The sequence below is a fragment of the Novosphingobium tardum genome (assembly GCF_042652045.1).
GTDB lineage: Bacteria > Pseudomonadota > Alphaproteobacteria > Sphingomonadales > Sphingomonadaceae > Novosphingobium > Novosphingobium tardum.
Genome location: NZ_JBHSDR010000003.1, coordinates 628814 through 649519 on the forward strand (window position 1 = coordinate 628814; position 20706 = coordinate 649519).

22 protein-coding genes and 1 pseudogene are annotated in these 20706 nt (G+C 66.6%); 9 read left to right on the plus strand and 14 right to left on the minus strand.

Annotated features, from left to right (window positions below; translation table 11 throughout):
* Positions 1 to 2 precede the first annotated feature (2 nt).
* The gene (locus tag ACFO0A_RS03180; RefSeq protein WP_379537527.1) at positions 3 to 647 is read left to right on the plus strand and encodes an HAD-IA family hydrolase; all 645 of its coding nucleotides are present in this window, start codon (positions 3 to 5) and stop codon (positions 645 to 647) included.
* Here ACFO0A_RS03180 and ACFO0A_RS03185 read toward each other — a convergent pair.
* A complete protein-coding gene (locus ACFO0A_RS03185) occupies positions 644 to 2125 on the minus strand; it encodes a hypothetical protein (RefSeq protein ID WP_379537528.1) in 1482 nt (493 codons plus the stop codon). The two genes, ACFO0A_RS03180 and ACFO0A_RS03185, sit on opposite strands and share 4 nt — an antisense overlap.
* Positions 2122 to 3132, minus strand: a complete 1011-nt coding sequence (locus tag ACFO0A_RS03190) for an NAD(P)H-dependent flavin oxidoreductase (protein WP_379537529.1) — start codon at positions 3130 to 3132, stop codon at positions 2122 to 2124. The genes ACFO0A_RS03185 and ACFO0A_RS03190 overlap by 4 nt, the downstream gene beginning before the upstream one ends.
* A gap of 92 nt (positions 3133 to 3224) precedes the next feature.
* On the opposite strand from ACFO0A_RS03190, the gene ACFO0A_RS03195 reads away from it, so the two are divergent.
* The gene (locus ACFO0A_RS03195) at positions 3225 to 4220 is read left to right on the plus strand and encodes an aldo/keto reductase (protein WP_379537530.1); all 996 of its coding nucleotides are present in this window, start codon (positions 3225 to 3227) and stop codon (positions 4218 to 4220) included.
* A 16-nt stretch (positions 4221 to 4236) separates the two neighbouring features.
* Here ACFO0A_RS03195 and ACFO0A_RS03200 read toward each other — a convergent pair whose 3' ends face one another.
* Positions 4237 to 5505, minus strand: coding sequence for an aspartate kinase (locus ACFO0A_RS03200; protein ID WP_379537531.1), 1269 nt, complete (start codon positions 5503 to 5505; stop codon positions 4237 to 4239).
* A gap of 78 nt (positions 5506 to 5583) precedes the next feature.
* Here ACFO0A_RS03200 and ubiG point away from each other — a divergent pair, with 78 nt between their 5' ends.
* Positions 5584 to 6321, plus strand: coding sequence for a bifunctional 2-polyprenyl-6-hydroxyphenol methylase/3-demethylubiquinol 3-O-methyltransferase UbiG (ubiG, locus tag ACFO0A_RS03205; protein ID WP_379537532.1), 738 nt, complete (start codon positions 5584 to 5586; stop codon positions 6319 to 6321).
* On the opposite strand, the gene ACFO0A_RS03210 is transcribed toward ubiG, so the two are convergent.
* The 4 genes and pseudogenes from ACFO0A_RS03210 to ACFO0A_RS03225 form a co-directional block, all read right to left on the minus strand.
* Positions 6294 to 6818, minus strand: a complete 525-nt coding sequence (locus ACFO0A_RS03210) for an AAA family ATPase (protein WP_379537533.1) — start codon at positions 6816 to 6818, stop codon at positions 6294 to 6296. The genes ubiG and ACFO0A_RS03210 overlap by 28 nt on opposite strands.
* Positions 6791 to 7366, minus strand: a pseudogene (gene pnuC / locus ACFO0A_RS03215) (nicotinamide riboside transporter PnuC). Before pnuC ends, ACFO0A_RS03210 begins: the two are co-directional and overlap by 28 nt.
* Positions 7367 to 7376: 10 nt before the next feature.
* Positions 7377 to 7748, minus strand: a complete 372-nt coding sequence (locus tag ACFO0A_RS03220) for an arsenate reductase (RefSeq protein WP_379537534.1) — start codon at positions 7746 to 7748, stop codon at positions 7377 to 7379.
* Positions 7745 to 8056: an antibiotic biosynthesis monooxygenase family protein gene (locus ACFO0A_RS03225; protein ID WP_379537535.1), complete on the minus strand. Its 312-nt coding sequence runs from the start codon at positions 8054 to 8056 to the stop codon at positions 7745 to 7747. Before ACFO0A_RS03225 ends, ACFO0A_RS03220 begins: the two co-directional genes overlap by 4 nt.
* Before the next feature lie 108 nt (positions 8057 to 8164).
* On the opposite strand from ACFO0A_RS03225, the gene aroC reads away from it, so the two are divergent.
* Complete coding sequence (aroC, locus tag ACFO0A_RS03230; RefSeq protein WP_379537536.1) at positions 8165 to 9241, plus strand: chorismate synthase; 1077 nt, start codon at positions 8165 to 8167, stop codon at positions 9239 to 9241.
* A gap of 76 nt (positions 9242 to 9317) precedes the next feature.
* Complete coding sequence (locus tag ACFO0A_RS03235) at positions 9318 to 10634, plus strand: dicarboxylate/amino acid:cation symporter (RefSeq protein ID WP_379537537.1); 1317 nt, start codon at positions 9318 to 9320, stop codon at positions 10632 to 10634.
* Here ACFO0A_RS03235 and nth read toward each other — a convergent pair.
* Together nth and dapB are read right to left on the minus strand one after the other, a co-directional pair.
* Positions 10631 to 11308, minus strand: a complete 678-nt coding sequence (gene nth / locus ACFO0A_RS03240; RefSeq protein ID WP_379537538.1) for an endonuclease III — start codon at positions 11306 to 11308, stop codon at positions 10631 to 10633. The genes ACFO0A_RS03235 and nth overlap by 4 nt on opposite strands.
* Positions 11305 to 12033 (minus strand): 4-hydroxy-tetrahydrodipicolinate reductase, encoded by a 729-nt coding sequence (gene dapB, locus ACFO0A_RS03245; protein WP_379537539.1) that lies wholly within the window; start codon positions 12031 to 12033, stop codon positions 11305 to 11307. Before dapB ends, nth begins: the two co-directional genes overlap by 4 nt.
* Positions 12034 to 12068: 35 nt before the next feature.
* Here dapB and ACFO0A_RS03250 point away from each other — a divergent pair, with 35 nt between their 5' ends.
* Positions 12069 to 12785, plus strand: coding sequence for an NAD-dependent deacylase (locus ACFO0A_RS03250; RefSeq protein ID WP_379537540.1), 717 nt, complete (start codon positions 12069 to 12071; stop codon positions 12783 to 12785).
* Here the strand turns inward: ACFO0A_RS03250 and ACFO0A_RS03255 are convergent.
* The 4 genes from ACFO0A_RS03255 to mutM all read right to left on the minus strand — a co-directional run bounded on the left by ACFO0A_RS03255 (position 12771) and on the right by mutM (position 16745).
* A complete protein-coding gene (locus ACFO0A_RS03255; protein ID WP_379537541.1) occupies positions 12771 to 13541 on the minus strand; it encodes a HesA/MoeB/ThiF family protein in 771 nt (256 codons plus the stop codon). The two genes, ACFO0A_RS03250 and ACFO0A_RS03255, sit on opposite strands and share 15 nt — an antisense overlap.
* 61 nt (positions 13542 to 13602) lie before the next feature.
* Complete coding sequence (dnaA, locus tag ACFO0A_RS03260; RefSeq protein WP_379537542.1) at positions 13603 to 15093, minus strand: chromosomal replication initiator protein DnaA; 1491 nt, start codon at positions 15091 to 15093, stop codon at positions 13603 to 13605.
* Positions 15094 to 15517: 424 nt separating this feature from the next.
* Entirely contained in the window at positions 15518 to 15778 is a 261-nt protein-coding gene (gene rpsT / locus ACFO0A_RS03265) for a 30S ribosomal protein S20 (RefSeq protein WP_379537543.1), read from the minus strand.
* Positions 15779 to 15932: 154 nt separating this feature from the next.
* Positions 15933 to 16745: a bifunctional DNA-formamidopyrimidine glycosylase/DNA-(apurinic or apyrimidinic site) lyase gene (mutM, locus tag ACFO0A_RS03270; RefSeq protein WP_379537544.1), complete on the minus strand. Its 813-nt coding sequence runs from the start codon at positions 16743 to 16745 to the stop codon at positions 15933 to 15935.
* A gap of 54 nt (positions 16746 to 16799) precedes the next feature.
* Here mutM and ACFO0A_RS03275 point away from each other — a divergent pair, with 54 nt between their 5' ends.
* Genes ACFO0A_RS03275 through ACFO0A_RS03285 form a run of 3 tightly spaced genes read left to right on the plus strand, consistent with a single transcriptional unit; the run spans position 16800 to position 20276 of the window.
* A complete protein-coding gene (locus ACFO0A_RS03275) occupies positions 16800 to 17537 on the plus strand; it encodes a class I SAM-dependent methyltransferase (RefSeq protein WP_379537545.1) in 738 nt (245 codons plus the stop codon).
* Positions 17538 to 17553: 16 nt separating this feature from the next.
* A complete protein-coding gene (gene ubiB / locus ACFO0A_RS03280) occupies positions 17554 to 19116 on the plus strand; it encodes a 2-polyprenylphenol 6-hydroxylase (RefSeq protein WP_379537546.1) in 1563 nt (520 codons plus the stop codon).
* An 11-nt stretch (positions 19117 to 19127) separates the two neighbouring features.
* Positions 19128 to 20276, plus strand: coding sequence for a hypothetical protein (locus ACFO0A_RS03285; RefSeq protein WP_379537547.1), 1149 nt, complete (start codon positions 19128 to 19130; stop codon positions 20274 to 20276).
* Here ACFO0A_RS03285 and ACFO0A_RS03290 read toward each other — a convergent pair.
* Positions 20249 to 20647, minus strand: a complete 399-nt coding sequence (locus ACFO0A_RS03290; RefSeq protein ID WP_379537548.1) for a hypothetical protein — start codon at positions 20645 to 20647, stop codon at positions 20249 to 20251. The genes ACFO0A_RS03285 and ACFO0A_RS03290 overlap by 28 nt on opposite strands.
* Positions 20648 to 20706 lie beyond the last annotated feature (59 nt).

Sequence of the window (20706 nt, forward strand, 5' to 3'; positions counted from 1 at the left end):
GCGTGGCTGACCGCGCCGACAGCGGCGAAGCCATGCCCGTCACCGCGGTGACCTGGGACATCGGTCGCGTCCTCTATCGCTGGAGCCCGCGCTACCTCTACGAAAAGCTGATCGTCGACGCCGCGAAGCTCGAATGGTTCCTCGACCACGTCGTGACCGAGGAATGGCATTTCCAGCACGATGCCGGTCGCCCGCTCGATCGCATGATCTCCGAACGCGTCGCGCAGTTTCCCGCTGATGCGGCGCTGATCGAAGCCTACCACCCTCGCTGGCTCGAAACGATTCCCGGCCCGGTTCCCAAAACTCACGAGCTGGTCGAAGCGCTGGCGGACGCAGGCGTGCCGCAATTCTCCATCACCAATTTCGGTGCCGATACTTTCGCCATGTTCCGGCCCACCGCGCCGATTCTCGACCGGTTCGGTGATATCGTGGTTTCGGGGGTGGAGAAGCTGGCAAAGCCCGATCCGGCGATCTTCGCGCTGGCCCGCCGCCGTTTCGCGATCGATCCCGCGCAAACGCTGTTCATCGACGATAACGCGGCGAACATCCGCAGCGCCGCGGCGTGCGGCTGGCAAGTCCATCATTTCGTTGGCGCGGAGCCGCTGATCGAGGATCTTTCCGCGCGCGGCCTGATCGGCGCGCGCTAGCCTTCGCGCGGCGCGATTCGCGCCAGGAGCGATTCGCTGTCGCGATAGACGATCGTGGCCCGCTTCGGCAGCAGCGCCCGGGCCTTGCCCATGTACCAGACATAATCGGCGGTGACCGGCAAGACTTGCATGTTCATCGCGTTGAGCTTGCGGTTGCGGCGGCGAAACTGCGAGGGATCGACCCACTCGGTATAGGGTGCGCGAACCGACAGCATGTGCACGCCGGGGATCGCGAAGTTGCTGTTGGTGAGCGCGTCGCGGCGAATGACCGCATATCCCGAAAGATGGGAGTTGCTCGGCATGTCGTAGAGACTGCCGTTGGACAGGACGAAATTGAGGACGCGGCTGCCGGGCTCGACTTCCTCGAGCGCGGCGACCTGGCGCTCGCGCAACTCGCCATCGTCGTGCCAGCCGGACGCGACGATCGCCATGCGCGCCGCGAACAGCGCGATTGCCGCCTGACGCAGCCAGTCCATTCCTTCGGCTCGCAAGGACAGGAAGAAGAGCAGGCCCGCGACCGGAAACAGCCGCACGTCGGCAAGGTCCCCGCCGCCGAACGAACGTGGTAGGACCATCGCGGCCATGAAGACGAGCGCGGCCGGGATTCCGAGGCGCAGGTCGATCCGCACGATCCCGCGCGCAATCAGCACGGCCGCAAGCAGCAGGAGCAGGGCAAGGCAAACCGCGTCGAGCAGCTTGAACCGCCCGGTCAGGCAATAGGCCAGCGCGGTGAGCTTGTAGTTCCATGTCGTCAGCGGCGCGTGCCCCGCTACTTGGACGGTCTTGTCCAGCACCAGCGGAAGCGGGGCCAGGGTGGGCAGCGCGCGCAGCCCGGCGATGATCGGGTTTCCGGTGCGAGCCAGCTCGTAGCCGCCGACCATCAGGACCAGCGCGCCCCAACCGCCGGAATGGCACAGCCAGATGCCGCAGGCGGCGAGCGCCATCAGGGGTGCGCGGGAGTCGCGACCCTCGCGCGTGACCCACGCGGCGAACGCGAACAGGGCCAGCGCGATCGACAGCGTGTAGTTGAGGAACCCGAGTGAAAAGGGTGCTGCCCAGACGAAATTGACCGCGAGGTAAGCGGGTGCAGGGATCTGCCCGTAAATCGCCCGTGCGACCAGGAACAGTGCCACCAGGGTGAGCGGAACGATCGATCCCGCGATGATCTGCCCGGCGAGCTCGACCCCGAAAATCCGCCCCAGGGGCAGCGCCAGTAGGTCGGTCCCGAGGTTGCCGACGAGATGCCAGTGGAAGTCATAGAACTTGTGCAGGAACGGCGAATCGTCGAGGTCCAGCATCACGTGCCAGCGCGCCAGGTGCGACGGATAGTCGGTCAGGCTGGGGAAGCTGGTGACGAGGAACGGCAGCAGCGCCATGCCGGCGAGCGCGAGCCAGACCGGAAGTTCGCCGAAGCCGGCCAGCGCGTTGCCGCGCGGTGCGGCTATGCCGATCGTCGGGATGGAAGTGTTGTCGCTCATCGCCGGACCAGTGCCGCTTCACTCTGGGAAAGGAGCGCGGAGATGATGTCTGTCACCGGCTCTTCCTCGTTGACCATGCCGACCGACTGCCCGGCCATGAGCGAGCCGCCCTCGACGTCGCCGTCGATCACGGCGCGGCGCAGCGCGCCCGCCCAGTAGTGTTCGATCTGAAGTTGCGCTTCGCCCATGGCGATGCCTTCTTCGTCAAGCGCGCGTGCCACTTCAAGCTGCTTCGCGGTGAACGCCTCGGTTCCCTTGTTGCGCAGGGCGCGAACCGGGATGACCGGAAGGCGGGGGTCGACCTGCACCGAAGCGACGGCATCGCGCGCGCTCGCCCGAAAGAACGCCTTCTTGAAATTGGGATGCGCGATCGATTCGCTGGCGCAGGCGAAACGGGTGCCGAGCTGTACGCCGCAAGCACCCATCTCGAGATAGCCGGCGATTGCCTCGCCGCGGCCGATTCCTCCGGCGACAAACACGAGGTTGTCCCCAGCGAGTTCGGGCAGGATTTCCTGCGCGAGGACGCTGGTGGAAACGGGGCCGATATGGCCGCCGGCCTCCATTCCCTCGATGACCAGGGCATCGGCGCCGGACCGCAGCAGTTTCTTGCCGAGCGCCAGCGTCGGTGCAAAGCAGATCACCTTCGCGCCCGCTTCCTTCAATGCCTCCACGCTGCCCTTGGGCGGAATGCCGCCGGCCAGGACCACGTGGCTGACCTTGTGCGTGGCGCAGGTCGCGATAAGCGCGAACAGGTCGGGATGCATGGTGATCAGGTTCACGCCGAACGGCTTTTCGGTCAGCGCGCGCGTCGCGGCGATCTCGGCATCGAGCAGGGCCGGGGTCATGGCCCCGCACGCGATCACGCCGAATCCGCCCGCGTTGCTGATCGCGCTGACGAGGTTTCGTTCGGAAACCCAGCTCATCGCACCGCACAGGATCGCGTGGCGGCTCCCCAGAAATTCGGCACCACGGCGCATGAGGGCGTCGGTGCGGGGTGTTGCGGTCATGCGGGGAAAGGCCTTGGCAAGGTGGGAACCAGTTGGTTCTGGTCGCGCTTTAGTCGAAAATGCTGCGTCGCGGCAAGAACGAGGATTGTATTATGCAGCAAAGACGCCTCGGTTCGTCCGGTCCGGTGGTCTCGGCGATGGGCTTGGGCTGCATGGGGATGAGCGGAATGTACGGTCCGTCCGATCGGGCGGAGGGCAGTGCGACCATCCATGCTGCGCTCGATGCGGGCGTTACGCTGCTCGATACGGGCGACTTCTACGGCATGGGCCATAACGAGCTGCTGATTGCCGAAACACTGCGCGAAGTACCCCGCGACAGCTATCAACTGAGCGTCAAATTCGGCGCGCTGCGCGACCCCGCGGGCGGGTGGGCTGGATTCGATGCCCGCCCGGCCGCGCTGAAGACGTACCTCGCCTACTCGCTGCGGCGGCTCGGCGTCGACCATATCGACATCTATCGCCCCGCGCGGCTCGACCCCAGCGTGCCGATCGAAGAGACGGTGGGCGCGATTGCGGATTGCATCGCCAAGGGCTGGGTTCGCCACATCGGACTTTCGGAAGTGGGGCCTGAAACCTTGCGCCGTGCCGCAGCGGTTCATCCGATCAGCGATCTCCAGATCGAATATGCGCTGGTCAGCCGGGGCATCGAGGCCGAAATCCTGCCCACCTGCCGAGAACTCGGCATCGGCATCACCGCCTATGGCGTTCTCTCCCGTGGCTTGATCAGCGGCCATTGGGACAAGGGCAGGCAGGCGACCCGCGACGATTTTCGTGCCCACAGTCCCCGCTTCGCAGGCCGGAACCTCGATGCCAATCTGCGGGTCGTCGAGCGGTTGCGTGACGTTGCAACGGCGCTCGATCTCACGGCGGCCCAGGTCGCGATCGCGTGGGTCGCCTGCCAGGGGACGGACATCGTGCCGCTGGTCGGTGCGCGTCGCCGCGACCGGCTGGCCGAAGCCGTCGAAGCGATCGGGATCGAGTTCACGCCCGCTGAAATGGCGGCGATCGAGGCGGCGGTCCCGGCCGGGAGCATAGCAGGCGAACGCTATCCCGCGGCGCAGATGGCGATGCTTGACTCCGAGCGCTAGGCTCGGGCGATACAGCTCAGACCGCGGCGTCCACAGCGTCGAGGCCATAAGCGGTATGCAGCACGCGCACGGCCAGCTCGGTCTCGTCCTCGTCGATCAGAACGCTGACCTTGATTTCGGAGGTGCTGATCGCCTGGATATTGATGCCGCGGTCGGCCAGCGCCTTGAACATCGTGCTGGCGACCCCCGCGTGGCTCTTCATACCGACGCCGACGACGCTGATCTTTGCGACATGCGCATCGGACAGGACGCGGTTGAAGCCGATTTCTTCCTGCTGTCCTTCGAGCAGGGCCATGCTGCGGGCAAGGTCGGCGCGCGGGACGGTGAAGGTCACGTCGGTCTCGCCGCGATCCTTCGACACGTTCTGGATGATCATGTCGACGTTGATCCCCGCCGCCGCGAGCGGTGAGAAGATGTGCGCGACCGCGCCCGGCTTGTCGGGCACGCGCGTCAGCACGATCCGCGCTTCGTTCTTGTCGTGGGCGATGCCCGTGATCAGCTGACGTTCCACTTTGCTTCCTTCCACTTCCTCGTCGCTGACGATCAGCGTGCCCGGCAGGCTGTCGGCGGGCGGCGCATCGTCGTCGATGAACGACGACAGGACCTGCACCCGCACCCCTTCCTTCATCGCCAGGCTGACCGACCGCGTCTGCAGCACCTTGGCTCCGACCGAGGCGAGTTCGAGCATTTCCTCATAAGTCACCCGGGCAAGCTTGCGCGCCTTCGCAACGATCCGCGGGTCGGTGGTGTAGACCCCGTCGACATCGGTGTAGATGTCGCAGCGGTCGGCCTGGACTGCGGCCGCCACGGCCACCGCCGATGTATCCGAACCGCCCCGCCCCAGCGTGGTTATCCGGCCTTCGTGCGAAACGCCCTGGAAGCCGGGGATTACCGCGATTTCGCCGGCCGCCATCGAGGCGAGAAGTGCCGCCGAATCAATCGTTTCTATCCGCGCCCGCGCATAGGCGTCGCTCGTCGCGACCGGGAGCTGCCAGCCGAGCCAGGACCGCGCCTTGCAGCCCAATGCCTGGAGGGTCAGCGCGAGGAGACCCGAGGTGACCTGTTCGCCCGAAGCGACCACGACATCGTATTCGGCCGGGTCGAAGGCGGGATTCGCCTCGCGGCAGAAGTTTACCAGTCGGTCGGTTTCGCCCGCCATCGCGGACACGACCACGGCGACCTCGTGCCCGGCCGCCTGCTGGCGCTGGACGATCCTCGCAACCCGGCGGATACGCTCGGTCCCGGCCATCGACGTGCCGCCGAATTTCATCACGATGCGGGCCAAGGCCAACTCCACCAATCGGCAATAAAATTGCGCAACGCAGCTCTCGCGCCGCAGCGGCGGCCCTGTTAGGCAGCAGACATGAGCAATGCAACCATCCAACCGGCAACGATCCGGGCCGAAGAAGCATCGCACTTCGGGAAGCTGGCCGCCGACTGGTGGGACCCGAAGGGCTCGTCCGCCATGCTGCACCGGCTCAACCCAGTGCGGCTGGGCTTCATCCGCGAGGCGGTGGACCGCCACTGGCACGGCGATGCCTCGACGCTGAGGCCGCTCGCCGGAAGGCGCGCGCTCGACGTGGGCTGTGGCGCGGGCCTGCTGACCGAGCCGCTCGCCCGTCTGGGCGCGGCGGTGACGGGAGTCGATGCCGCGCATGAAAACATCGCCGCGGCCACCGCGCATGCGCAAGGTTCCCGGCTGGTCATCGATTACCGCGCCGGAGAACTGGGCGCGCTGGAATTGGGCACTTTCGACCTCGTCACCGCATTGGAGGTCATCGAGCACGTGGCGGACAAGGCTGCGTTCGTGCGCGCACTCGCCGCCTCGCTTGCGCCCGGCGGCCTGATGGTCATTTCCACCCCAAACCGCACGCCCCAGGCGGATCTGCTGATGGTTCGCGGCGCCGAACTCGTCGGTGCGATCCCGCGCGGCACCCATCACTGGGACGATTTCATCACGCCCGATGAGCTGCGGGAATTGCTGGCAGCCGAAGGACTGGTCATGGGACAACCGCGTGGGATCGTCTTCTCGCCGGTGAAGGGCCTCCACCTCGGCGAGAACCTCGCGCTCAACTACATCGTCACCGCTGCCCGGACCTGAGCCTCGCGCGCGGCCCAGTCACCCGCGATTCGGGCGAACGGCACTTGCGCCCGCACCAGCACGGCCTCGGCGATGGCCGCGAAGCGGGCCCGCTCGACTGGGGTGCCGAAGAAGCGGGTGCCGTCGCCGACCCAGGGAACGTCGGGCGCAAAAAGCAGGTAACGATCCGCCTTGGGGTAGGCGAGCAGGACGCTGGGCACCTCGCCAAACAGCATTTCGGCCCATGCGGCCGTCATCAGCGGGTCGGTGTCCAGCATCACCAGGCTGGGAGATGAGGCCGTCACGGTACGCATGCGGCGGTCCTGTCCTTCGGCGATGGCGAGCAGGTCTTCCATCGAGAGGTCGGTACCCGTCTCCTCGCAATATTCCCGGCCGTATTCGGGCACCCACGGGCAATGCAGCTCGGCCGCCAGCTTCTGCGCCAGCACGGACTTTCCCGTGCTCTCCGCCCCGTGAAAGCAGAACGTTTTCACGGCTTGCGCGCGGCCCAGATCCACTCGCGCAGGCCCACTACCGACAGCACGAAATAAACGACGTATAGCGCCGACGCGAACCACAGACCGCGCCAAGCGAACAGCGGGATCGAGACGGTATCGATGGCAACCCACAGCACCCAGTTCTCGACCTTGCGGTAAGTGAGGAGGAATTGGGCGGCGATGCTGGCCCCGGTGATCGCCGAATCGGCGAAGGGGAGCACGGCGGTGGTGAATCGCGCCATCATCCATCCGAGCGAAAGCGACAGCACCGCGGTGGCCGCCGCCCAAACGCCGCGCGCGGGCCAGGCGAGCTAGCTCACCGGCACCGCTTCGTCGGCCGCGGTGGGCTCCCTTTGGGCAGCGCGGTGCCACAACCACCAGCCATATCCCTGAACGACAAAGAAGAAGGCCTGGAGCCCGGCCTCGCTGAACAGCCGCGCCTCTGCCAGAACAAAGCCCAGCAGCGCGACAGAGCCCATTCCAAAGGCGAAATTCCACACGCTGCGCCGAACCAGCAGCACGACGTTGACGAGGCCGAGCCCCGCCGCTGCGATTTCCAGCGGGTTCACCGACGCTCGGTCAGGTCAGCGACCCGCCAAGTGCGGTCGACCATTCCTGCGGGTCGAATCCCACCAGCAGGCCGCGCCCGTCCTCGTGCGAATATTCCACGACGGGCCGCTTGATGGCGGACGGGTTGGCTTCCATCAGCGCCACTGCCTTATCGGCATCGAGATCGGTTCGCTGCAATTCGGGCAGCTTGCGAAAGGTGGTGCCGCGGCGATTGAGGATGGTTTCCCACCCGCGCTGTTCCACCCAGTGGCGCAATCGCGCGCCATCGACACCGTCCTTCTTGTAGTCGTGAAAACGATAGCGAAGTCCCAGTCCGTCGAGCCAGCCGCGCGCCTTCTTCACCGTTTCGCAGTTGGGAATGCCGTAAACGGTAATGCTCATCGCGGCTCTCGCTTGAAGTGGTGGATGCGCGGGCTGGCACAGGCGAACAGCGTGTAGTCGGCGTAATAGTCGGACTTGCCGCGCGCCTGCGTGGCGGCGTGTTCGGCATTGCGGCGCCAAGCCAGGGCCGCAGCCTCGTCCTCCCATTCGGACAGGGCGATCACCTCGCCATCGGCGGAGAAGTAGCTCTTGAACGAGACAAAGCCGGGCTGTTGCGCGGCCAGCACCTCCATGCGTCCGGCCTCTGTGTCATAGGCCGCCACGTCGATGTCGGCGCGCTTGCGGTTGCGGAAGACGACGAGGAACATGCCGCACGGGTCTATGTCGTGCAGGCCTTCTGGACAAGCACCGGCTTTGCCGCGAAAGCGCGAGGCCAGAGGAGCCGGCGCGACGCGGCCGGTGCGAAGGGTACTGCGATGAGCCACAACAGCTTCGGGCACCTGCTGCGCTTCACCACTTGGGGCGAAAGCCACGGCCCCGCGCTTGGCGCGGTGGTCGACGGGTGCCCGCCGGGGATCGGCTTGGGGGAAAGCGACATCCAGCCGTTTCTCGACGCGCGGCGCCCCGGCACCAGCCGCTTTACTACCCAGCGGCGCGAGCCTGACGAAGTCCGCATCCTGTCGGGGGTGTTCGAGGGGAAGACCACGGGCACCCCGATCAGCCTCATGATCGAGAACGTCGATCAGCGTTCGAAGGATTATTCGGACGTCGCAAAGGCCTATCGTCCGGGCCACGCCGACTATGCCTACGACGCCAAGTACGGCCTGCGCGATTATCGGGGCGGAGGGCGTAGCTCGGCGCGCGAGACGGCTGCACGGGTCGCGGCGGGCGCGGTGGCGCGGCTCGTCATCCCGGAAGTCCAGATCATCGGCTGGGTCAGCGAGATTGGTGGCGATCCGATCGATCCCGCGGCGTTCGACGAGGCGGAGATCGGTCGCAATCCGTTCTTCTGTCCCGATCCGGCCGCCGCCGCGCGGTGGGAGGGGCTGGTCGATGGCGCGCGCAAAGCGGGCTCGTCGCTCGGCGCGGTAGTGGAATGCGAGGCGCGCGGCGTGCCCGCGGGCTGGGGAGCGCCGCTCTATGCCAAGCTCGATGCCGATCTGGCCGCTGCCATGATGAGCATCAATGCGGTCAAGGGCATCGAGATCGGCGATGGCTTTGCCGCCGCGCGCAATACGGGCGAAGGAAATGCCGACGCGATGCGCCCCGCGCCGGAGGGCGGCGAAGGTCCGCAATTTCTCGCCAATCACGCGGGCGGGATCGCCGGGGGGATCTCGACCGGCCAGCCTGTTCGCGTGCGGGTGGCGTTCAAGCCCACGAGTTCGATCCTTACCCCGGTCGAGACCGTCGACCGCAGCGGCCAGGCCGCGGAAATCGTGACGAAGGGCCGCCACGACCCGTGTGTGGGCATTCGCGGAACGCCGGTGGTGGAGGCGATGATGGCGCTGGTGCTGGCCGACCACAAGCTGCGCCACCGGGGTCAATGCGGATAGGCGATCGGTCGCCCGCATTTGCGCGTTGCGCCAAAAGCCTGTTAGTCGTCGGCCCTACGCAATTTCGGGAGCATCCATGGCCAGGCGCCTGACCCTCTACATCATAGTCGGCATGATCCTCGGCCTCATCGTCGGGTTCACCCTCAACACCACCTTCGATGCCGCCGATCCGCGGCTGGCGCTGGCGGCCGACTATCTCAAGCTCCTGGCCGACGTGTTCCTCAAGCTGATCAAGATGATCATCGCCCCGCTGGTGTTCGCAACGATCGTCGCGGGAATCGCGGGCATGGGCGATGCCGCGGAGCTTGGCCGGATCGGTGGCCGCGCGCTTGGCTGGTTCATTTCGGCAAGTCTCATCTCGCTTTCGCTCGGGCTTTTGCTCGTCAACACGTTCCGCCCGGGGGTCGGTCTCGAAATGACTGCCGCCGGCGATGTGGGCGAACTGGCGACCTCGACCTTCACCGTGCGGCACTTCATCCTCGAAATCGTGCCGACGAGCGTGTTCGACGCGATGGCGCAGAACCAGATCCTCCAGATCCTGCTGTTTTCGCTGTTCACCGGCGTCGCGCTCTCCGCGCTGGGCGAAAAGGGCGCCATGCTCGCGCGGGGCGCCGAGGCGCTGGCCGACCTGATGCTGCGGATGACCGATTACGTAATGCGTTTCGCGCCGTTCGCCGTGTTCGGCGCGCTGGCGTCCGTGATCGCGACCAAGGGGCTGGGGATCGTGGTCACCTATGGCGTGCTCGTCAGCGAATTCTATTTCGGGCTGCTGCTGCTGTGGGTGATCCTTCTGACGCTGGGCGCGGTGTTCCTGCGCGGCCGGATCTGGGCGTTGATCCGCTACATCCGCGAACCGCTGCTGCTGGCGTTTTCGACCGCCAGTTCGGAAGCCGCTCTGCCCAAGCTTTTCGAACAGCTCGACCGGTTCGGCGTGCCCCGCCGCATCTCCGGCTTCGTGCTGCCGCTGGGCTACAGCTTCAATCTCGACGGCTCGATGATGTACATGAGCTTCGCGACGATCTTCATCGCGCAGGCCTATGGGATCGAGCTGTCGGCCGGGCAGCAGATCGCGATGCTCTTGACCCTGATGGTCACCTCGAAGGGCATCGCCGGGGTGCCGCGGGCGAGCCTGGTGGTCATCGCCGCAACGCTGACCCAGTTCGGCCTCCCGATCGAAGGTATCGCCCTCCTCCTGGGCATCGACACCTTCCTCGACATGGGACGCACCGCCACCAACGTGGTCGGCAACGCGGTGGCGACATCGGTCATTACCAAGTGGGAAGGAATGCTTGAAAAGCCCGAGCCCGACGCCATCGACCTGCCGGGGGCACCGTCCCACACGCCCGAACGCGGTCGCAAGGGCCTGGACCTGGACCCCACGGCCAACGCCTAGGGGGCGGACGCGGCCCGTCCCTTGGGTGGCGAAAGGTTCTTTTCGCGCCAGCCACACAGCCCGATGACCGGGCAGCGCCAGCATTCGGGGGCACGCGCCTTGCAGGTGTAGCGGCCATGCAAGATCAGCCAGTGATGCGCGCCTTGCCGGAATGGCGCGGGCACTCGCTTTTCCAGCAGTGCCTCGACCGCCTCGGGTGTCTTGCCCCGCGCAAGGCCGGTCCGATTGCACACCCGGAAAACGTGCGTGTCGACCGCAAAGGTTTCCTGCCCCCAGGCGCAATTCATCACCACGTTGGCGGTCTTGCGTCCCACCCCGGGCAGCGCGGTCAGCGCATCGCGGTCCTGGGGCACCTCACCGCCATGCTCGGCGATGAGCTGTTCCGACAGGAGAATGACGTTCTTGGCCTTTGAGTTGAACAGGCCGAGCGTCCTGATGTGCGCCTTGAGTCCTTCCTCGCCCAGGGCAACCATCTCGGCCGGGGTGCGCACGGCTTCGAACAGCGCGCGCGTCGCCTTGTTCACCCCGACGTCGGTCGATTGCGCCGACAGCACGACCGCGACGAGCAGCTGGTAGGTGTTCCCGAAGGCAAGCTCGGTCTGCGGGTCCGGGTCGGCTTCGGCGAGGAGGCGGAAGAACTCGAAGATCTGTGCCTTCGTGCGCGGCGCGGTCAAAGGCCGAGCACTTTCGCCATGTCGTATCGGCCCGGCGCCTGGCCGGTCAGCCACTGCGCCGCGCGCACCGCCCCGCGCGCGAAGATCGAGCGGTTCTCGGCGCTGTGCGAAAGCACGATACGCTCGTCCTCGCCCGCCATGATCACGCTGTGCTCGCCCGCCACCGTGCCGCCGCGCAACGAGGCAAAGCCGATCGCGCCGCGCCCGCGCGCACCGGTGATCCCGTCACGTCCCCGCTCGCTGTTGTGCTCGATCGCGATCCCGCGACCCTCGGCCGCCGCTGCGCCCAGCATCAAGGCCGTGCCCGATGGCGCATCGACCTTGCGTCGGTGATGCATCTCGAGGATTTCGATGTCCCAGCTTTCGTCCAGCCTCAGCGCCGCTTCGCGAACGAGGTGGACGAGCATGTTGACGCCGAGCGAGGTGTTGCCCGTCTGAAGAACGGGAATGGATTCCGCGGCTTGGTCGACGAGGAAGTGGTGGCGCTCCTCGAGGCCTGTCGTTCCTACCACGATCGGAACGTTGCCCGCCACGGCGGCATCGAGGTTTGCCTCGAGCGCGGCGGGTGAGGAGAAATCGACCAGAACGTCGCTCGCCGAAACAAGGGCCGCCAGATCGCCGTCCTTGTCGATCCCGCCGGCATGCGTTTCGCCCGCCGCGGCGATCGCCTGCACCAGCGCCTGGCCCATTGCCCCCGCACTTCCGATGATTCCGATCCTGGACATTGCTCACCCCGCTAGTGGCGTGCTTCATGCGGCACATGACGACTGATCTCAATGATGTCCGCAATATCGTGATCCTGACCGGCGCGGGGATCAGCGCGGAAAGCGGGATCGATACGTTCCGTGGCGGCGGTGGCCTGTGGGAAAAGCACCGCGTCGAGGACGTGGCGACGCCCGAGGCCTTCGCCCGCGATCCCGAGTTGGTCCTGTGCTTTTACGACATGCGTCGCGCTGCCATCCAGGAAAAGGAGCCCAACGCCGCGCACGCGGCGCTCGCCCGGCTGGACGCGGGCTGGCCGGGCGACTTGCTGATCGTCACCCAGAACGTCGACGATCTGCACGAGCGGGCAGGGGCAAGGCGCGTGCTCCACATGCATGGCGAGCATCTGAACGCCTGGTGCACCGCGTGCGACGTCCGCAGCCCGTGGCGCGATTCGCTGGTCGATCGCCCGGCTTGCCCCGAATGCGGGGAACGGGCGCTGCGGCCAGACGTCGTCTGGTTCGGCGAGATGCCTTACCAGATGGACCGGATCTACGATGCGGTACGCAAGGCGGACCTGTTCGTTTCGATCGGCACTTCGGGTGCGGTCTATCCGGCGGCGGGGCTCGTGCGCACCGCGCGCGATCTGGGCGCGGCGACACTCGAGCTCAACCTGGAACCGAGCCAAGGGTCGGCGTGGTTCGACGAGACGCGGCTGGGGCCTGCCAGCGACTTGGTCCCAGCGTGGGTGGACGAGGTTCTAGGCGCGCGTTGAACAGGCCCGGCAGGCGGGATCCTTGGCAATCGACATGGCGCGCAGGGACGGCACCAGGCCTTCGAACAGGTGCAGCCGCCCGAACTGCGGATCGCCCAGAGCGCTGACGCCCTCGAGCAGAACGCGGGTCGCCTGCAGCGCGGCAAGCGTTCCGACGATCCCTGCCATCGCGCCCAGCATGCCGTCATCGGCGCAGGAGTCGCAGTCCTCGGCGTCGAACGCGTCACCGACAAAGCAGCGATAGCAGGGTTGATCGGGCAGGTGCCCGGCAAAGGCGCCGACCTGGCCCTGGAAGCGCCCGACCGCAGCGCTAAGCAAGGGCACGCCTTCGCTGACACAGGCATCGGACACGGCAAGGCGCGTCGCGAAATTGTCCGTTCCGTCGAGCACAAGGTCGGCGCCGGCGATGGCGCTCCCCGCATTGGCAGGGTCGATTCGCCGGTCGATCAGGTCGACCGCGATCGCCGCGTCGAAATTCGCCAGCCAGCGCCGTGCCGAAACCGCCTTGCCGTGGCCCACGTCGCGCTCGGCGTAGATCGTCTGGCGCTGCAGGTTGGACGTCTCGACCTTGCCGTCGTCGATCAGCGTGAACCGGCCGATGCCAGCTCCGGCAAGATACTGCAGCGCGGGGCTGCCGATCCCGCCGAGGCCGACCAGCGCGACATGACTGCCGCTAAGCGCGACCTGACCCGCGCCGCCGATCTCGGGCAGGACGATTTGGCGGGCAAACCGTTCAAGGCGTTCAGGAGGCAGCATCGTCCCGGTGGACTACTCTGTTCACAAGCCGGGCAAAAGCTGTTCGCCGACTGTTGGCGAATCAGCTCTCCAACTGGCGCAGCAGGCTGCGCACGTCGCCGTCCATGTCGGCGTCGCGCGTGCGCAAATCCTCGATCAGTCGAACCGCGTGGATGACGGTCGAATGATCGCGGCCCCCGAACTTGCGGCCGATCTCTGGATAGCTGCGCGGGGTCAGCACCTTGGCGAGGTACATCGCGACCTGGCGCGGGCGGACGACGGCGCGCGCGCGGCGCTTGCTCGCCATCTCGGTTCGGTCGACCCGGTAGAATTGGCAGACGGTGCGTTGGATCTCGTCGATCGTGATCCTGCGGCGGTTGGCCGAAAGGATATCGGTTAACTGTTCTTCGGCGAGTTGCAGCGAAACCGGCTGTCCGGTGAGCTGGGCATAGGCGATGAGCTTGTTGAGCCCGCCAACCAGCTCGCGAACGTTTCGATTTATCGTCCGGGCGAGGAACTCGATCACGTCGGCCGGCACCTGCGAGGCATTGAACCGGGCGAGGCGGTGCTCGAGAATCTGGCGGCGCAGTTCGATGTCGGCCGGCTGGATGTCGGCGACGAGACCCATCGACAGCCGCGAGAGCAGGCGCTGCTCCACCCCGTCGAGCGCCTGTGGGGCGCGGTCGGCGGCAACGACCAGGCGCTTGCCCACGGCAAGCAGGGCGTCGATCGTGTGCAGCAGTTCCTCCTGCGTGGATGCCTTGCCGATGATGAACTGGATATCGTCGACCAGCAGCAGGTCGAACCCGCGCAGCCGGGCCTTGAACTCCAGCATCTCGTTCTGGCGCATCGCCTGTACGAATTCGATCATGAACCGCTCGGCCGAGCAGTAGAAGATCCGGGCGCCGGGGCGCGCGGCGGCAAATGCGTGGCCGATGGCGTGGAGCAGGTGGGTCTTTCCCTGCCCGGTCGATGCCTTGAGGTAGAGCGGCGAGAACTGGGGCACCGCTTCGGCGCCCATGCGCTGCGCGGCATTGCAGGCCAGCACGTTGGCGGTGCCGGTCACGAATTCGGCGAACGTCAACGAAGGGTCGAGACCAGCCGAGAGCGAATCGGCGATACCCCGCGAATTGAGCGCGGCCGCCGAGGATTCCATTGTCACCAGCGCCGCCGGACGCGCGCCGATCTGCAGTTCGGGTAGCGCGCGGCGCCGGGGATGAACGGTGATGCGCACCTGGCGCACTTCCTGGCGGGCGATCTTCCACGCCAGGCTGAGCCGGTCGGCAAAGCGGTCGGCAACCCAGTTGGCGGAAAATTCAGTCGGCAGGAACAGGTCCAGCGTTCCGGTTTCCTTGCAGAAACAGCCGAGCTGGATGGGCTTGATCCACTGCGTGTGGAGTTGCTGGCCGAGGTCCTTGCGCAAGCCCTGACTGATATCAGACCAGTCTGCCGCGAGATCGAGTGCTTCCTGATCCTCGATGCTCGCTTCTCCTGCCACTCGACGCGCCCCCTGCCTTGTTGCGGGTCCGTGCGCCACGCGCACCCCGTCTTGTGTTGCCGTTGCGATCACCATCCCCGATCCCTGCCACATCATTCGTTTTCCGGCCCGCAAGCTTGCTGGCCGAAGGACATGATTCGTCTATGACCGACCCCCCGTTGGCCCGGCCCAAGATCATAAAACCTGTCTTGTGCGGCCCGCAGCATGAATCGCCGCGGACCCGCATTCCTAGGGTCGGCCCGGCGCGAGAGGCAAGGCCGTGAACCGTAAAAAAACTGAAATAATCGGCTTGACTCAAAACGGTCCGCAGAATGCCGCGCGCTTGATCGTCAAGTATTTGAAATTGCTAGGGAAGTCGTTGCCGTGTGAGCGAATCGCCGCAAAAGCTTGATTCAGTACGCGAAGGAATCCGCGTCCCAAAAGGAAACGCCGGCGGGGTTGCCGCCGGCGTTTTAAATGTTCCGGTTATGTGCCGCGCGGGCAGCGCGCGGCGCGCGAATCAGAGCGAAGCGATTCGCTTTGTCAGGCGCGAGAACTTGCGGCTGGCGGTGTTCTTGTGAACCACGCCGCGAGCGACGCCGCGTGCCAGTTCGGGCTGCGCGGCAGCCAGCGCCTGCGCGGCGGCTTCCTTGTCGCCCCCGGCGATCGCGGCTTCGACCTTCTTCACGAAGCTGCGGATGCGGCTCATCCGGTTGCCGTTGACGAGCGCGCGGGCTTCGTTGCGGCGGATGCGTTTGCGGGCTTGCGGCGTGTTGGCCATGATCTTCCTTCTGCAGGCCGCGGCGCGGCCTCTCGCTGATTCGAACGCTGGTGCGAAATGTCTGACAGGCGGTCAGAGCCGCCGGAAAGCGCGGCCCTTAGCGACAGGGGGGCGAATCGTCAACCGCTCAGAGCACCGGCTGCGGCGCGGCGAGCTACTTCTGGCACTTCGGACAGAACCAGGTGCTGCGCCCACCCTGGACGATCCGCTTTACCGTTCCCCCGCATGGGCACGGTTCGCCCTCGCGGCCATAGACGTCGAAGCGCTTGGCGAAGTAGCCGAGCTGGCCGCTCGGCTGGGCGTAGTCACGCAAGCTCGATCCTCCCGCTTCGATCGATTCCTCCAGGACCTGGCGCAGCGCCGGCACGAGGCGTCCCAGCGCTGCCTTGCCGACCTTGCCCGCTGCCTTGCGGGGATCGATCCGCGCCCGGAACAGGCCTTCGCAGACATAGATGTTGCCGAGACCGGCGACGATTCTCTGGTCGAGCAGGAGAAGCTTGATCGCGGCATTCCGTCCGGCAAGAGCCTTGGTCAGGTGTGCCGGGGTAAACAGCGGGCCGAGAGGCTCCGGGCCGAGCGCGGCGAACGGCGGCCACGCATCGAGCCCGACCTCGTCGACCAGGTCGATAGATCCGAACCGCCGCGGATCGCACAGCGACAGGACGTGGCCGCCGGCTGTTTCGAGAACGAGGTGGTCGTGCTTGCCGATCTCTTCGGGATCGATTCGCCAGCGCCCCGACATGCCGAGATGGAAGACGAGGCTGCGGCCGCGGTCGGTATGAATGAGGCCGTACTTGGCCCGCCGGCCAAGACCGGTGACCCGCGCGCCGGTCAGCGTCTGGACGAGATCGGCGGGGAACGGGCGGCGCAGTCCGTCGCGGTGAACCGCCGCGCGCGCGATGCGTTCGCCATCGAGGATGCGGGCGAGGCCGCGCACGGTCGTTTCGACTTCGGGAAGCTCTGGCATCGACTGGCTCTAACAAGCTTTGCGCACACCGCAATTGCATCTAAAGCCGCGGCGATGAGCGAACCCGAGAGCGTTTCCTTCGGCTACCAGGACGTCGACCCCGCGGAAAAGACCGCGCGGGTGGGTGCCGTATTTTCAAGCGTGGCGCGCCGCTACGACATCATGAACGACGCGATGTCGGCGGGAATGCACCGGCTGTGGAAGGCGCGCTTCGTTCGCCGGGTGAAGCCGCGCGAAGGGGAAGCGATCCTCGACATGGCTGGCGGCACCGGAGACATCGCCTTTCGCCTCGCCGAGGCGGGCGCGCAGGTGACGGTCTCGGACATCAACCAGGACATGCTCGACGTCGGGATCGAGCGGGCGATGGAGCGCGGGATCGACGGCCTCGTCTGGTCGCGCCAGAATGCCGAGGAGTTGGCGTTCCCCGACCGGACCTTCGACGCCTATACGATCGCCTTCGGGATCCGGAACGTCACCCGGATCGACCGCGCTCTGGCCGAGGCGCGCCGCGTGCTGAAGTACGGCGGACGTTTCTTCTGCCTCGAGTTCTCGACCACGCTGTGGCCCGGATTCGCCGAGGCGTACGACCTCTATTCCCACAAGATCGTGCCGCGGATCGGCGAGGCGATAGCCGGCGACGGCGAATCCTATCGCTACCTGATCGAATCGATTCGCCGGTTCCCCGACATGGAGGCATTCTCGGGCATGATCCGCGCGGCGGGCTTCGAGCAGGTGCGCAGCGAAGCGATCCTGGGCGGGGCGGTGGCGATCCACTCGGGATGGAAGACGTGACCGGGCGAGCTTTCGGGTGACCCGTCCCGCCACGCACATCCTCCGGCTGCTGAGCTGGGGCCGCACGCTAGCGCGTCACGGTGGACTGCGGATCATCGAAACCGATCCCAACACCCCGCCGCAGGTACGCCGCCTAAGCCGGATCGCGCGCTTCGGCACGATCCAGCCGCGCATCCCCGATTATGCCGGCGCGTTCCAGGACATCGGCCCGGCAGCGATCAAGCTTGGCCAGACGCTGGCGACGCGGCCCGACATCGTTGGCGAGGAAGCGGCAAACAACCTTCTGACGTTGCAGGACAGTCTGCCGCCGGTCCCGTTTCCCGCGATCCGGGCCGAGATCGAGAGCACGTTCGGGCGCCCGCTCGACGAGCTTTACGCCAGCGTCGATCCGGTTCCGGTCGGCGCCGCGTCGATCGCCCAGGTCCATCGCGCGGTCACCAGCGACGGGCGCGCCGTGGCGATCAAGGTTCTGCGCCCGGGCATCCGCGAGAAGTTCGCCCGCGACATCGACACCTACGAATGGGCCGCGGCCCACCTCGAAGCGCTGGGCGGCGAGGCCAGCCGCCTGCGCCCGCGGCTCGTCATCGCCAATTTCAAGCGCTGGACGGTGCGCGAGCTCGATCTGCGCCGCGAAGCGGCCTCCGCCAGCGAGCTTGGCGAAGCGATGCGCGCCTTTCCTCGCTACCGGGTGCCCGCGATCGACTGGGATCGCACCAACGGGCGGGTCATGACGCTCGACTGGGTCGAGGGGATCAAGATCAGCGAGACTGCCGCGCTCGATGCCGCAGGCCACGACCGACCCGAGTTGGCCCGGCGGCTGGTGCTGTCTTTCCTTACTCAGGCCATCAGCCACGGGCTGTTCCATGCCGACATGCACCAGGGCAACCTGTTCGTCGAACCCGATGGGACCATCGCCGCGATCGATTTCGGCATCATGGGGCGGATCGATCGCCGCGCCCGGGTCTGGCTGGCCGAAATCCTCTATGGCCTGACGACCGGCAACTATCGCCGCGTCGCCGAAATCCATTTCGAAGCGCAATACGTGCCGCCGCACCACTCGGTCGACGAGTTCGCCACCGCGTTGCGCGCGGTGGGAGAGCCGATGCGCGGCAAGCCGGTGAGCGAGCTGTCGGTCGGCCAGATGCTTGACGGGCTGTTCGCGATCACCCGGGACTTCGACATGCAGACCCAGCCCCACCTGCTGCTGCTGCAGAAAACGATGGTGATGGTCGAAGGCATCGCCACCAGCCTCGATCCCGCGATCAACATGTGGGACGTGTCCGCGCCTTTCGTGCGCGACTGGATCCGCGACGAACTGGGTCCCGAGGCCGCGATCGCCGAGCGCATCCGATCGGGAGTGGAAACGCTGCAGCGCTTGCCCGGTCTGGTCCGCCGGATCGAGGACCGCTTCCCCGAGCGCGGCGGCGCACCCGATCCCCTGCCCTTGCCGCGGATCGAGCTGATGTGGGACCGACGGCGCCGGCGCGGATCGGGCGGCGCGATCGTCAGCCACATCCTCGCACTCGCCATCGGCGCCATGCTGGCATGGACCGCGTTGCGCCTGGGATGGTCCGGCTGAACCCGCACGCGATGCAGGCCGACACCACCTGGGACCGGTTCGCGGGCTGGGAGCGCTGGCCCGCGCGAATCCTGCTTGCGCTCGTCGCGATCCTCGTCGCGTTTTCGGCGGTCGTTCCGATCTCGGCCAGCAGGGGTCATCCCCACGCCACACCGCCGACGGTGGCGGCCGCTCTCAAGAAGCATCCGAACGAGCGACCGCGCGATGCCGACCTTGCCCTCTACGACCGGGTGATCGAACGCGTTGCGAACGGCGATAATTACTATCGGGTCGTGGCCGAGGAACACCGGGCCCAGCGGTATCCCCTGCGTCCCGCAATGGCGGTTCGGTTGCCCACGCTGGCCTTTGCCGAGGCCGCGGTCGGCGTTCCGGGAGAGATTGTAGCGGCGATACTGCTCCTGGCACTGACCCTGATCGCCTGGTGGCGGCGGCTCGCCGAGGAGCCGGGCGCCGCACGTTATCGGCTCGTTGCGATGGCGCTGTTGCTCACGAACGCCTCGCTCGGCCTCAATCGCACTTTCTTCGTGATGCACGAATTGTGGGCGGGAATGCTTCTTGCTCTCGCATTCGGGCTTCACCGCCCGCGCAGCGCCACCCGGCCCGGGCGCTACCTTGGAGCGCTTATCGCTGCAGCGCTGGCCTTGGCGATCCGCGAGCATTCGCTGCCGTTCGTATTGCTCATGGCGGCAATGGCGGCGTGGCGGCGGGACTGGCGCGAAGCCGCGGCCTGGAGCGCGCTGGTGGTGATCTTCGCTCTCGCGCTGTCGTGGCACCTTCAGCAGGTTACCGCCGTGACCCTGCCGACCGACGTGCGTTCGGCGCCGTGGATCGCGCTTCGCGGTCTCTCGGGCTTCCTCTCCAACACCGTGCTTTCAGGCAGCCTGCGGTTTCTTCCCCACTGGATCGCCGGGCCGGTCGTGATCCTGACGATGTTGGGCTGGGCGGGATGGCGGTCACCCGCCGGGGCATTGGGCACGCTGTTCTACGGCGGCTACGGCACGGCCTTCATGATCGCCGGGCGGCCCGAGAACTATTACTGGGGCGTGATGATCGTGCCGGCACTTCTGATCGGCCTTGCCTTCGCGCCCCGGGCGCTTGTTTCGCTGGTGCGCGCCGCGCGGCGCGACGGCCCTCAGTCGGCGATTTCCTCGATCGGGTGATGGGGCAGGAGCTTCCACGCCGCGACCAACAGGACGACGTGGAATGCTTCTACCGCCATCGGCATCCAGAACATCGGCGCCGTCCCGTCAGCGAAGATCGAAACCGCGCGTCCGCTGAACGCGATCCCGAACAGCACTGCGGGAACCAGCAGCAGGTCGCCGTTGCGGCGCCAGGCGCCCCAGATCATGCATGCCGCGGCGACAACGAAGAATGCGGTGAAATCGGCTCGCAGTACGGCAAGGCCGCCGGGCCCCACAGGGGAGAGGAAGAAGTTCGACGCGGCTTCCGCCGGATGGATCAGAAATCCCAGCCCAAGGATCAGATCGAACAGTCCGGCGACGAAGATCAGCGCGGTAAGAACGAAACGCATCGGTAAACTCCCCCTGCTACCGAGCGCCTTGTGCCTCGTCCTCGCCTTTCCGCCAAGCT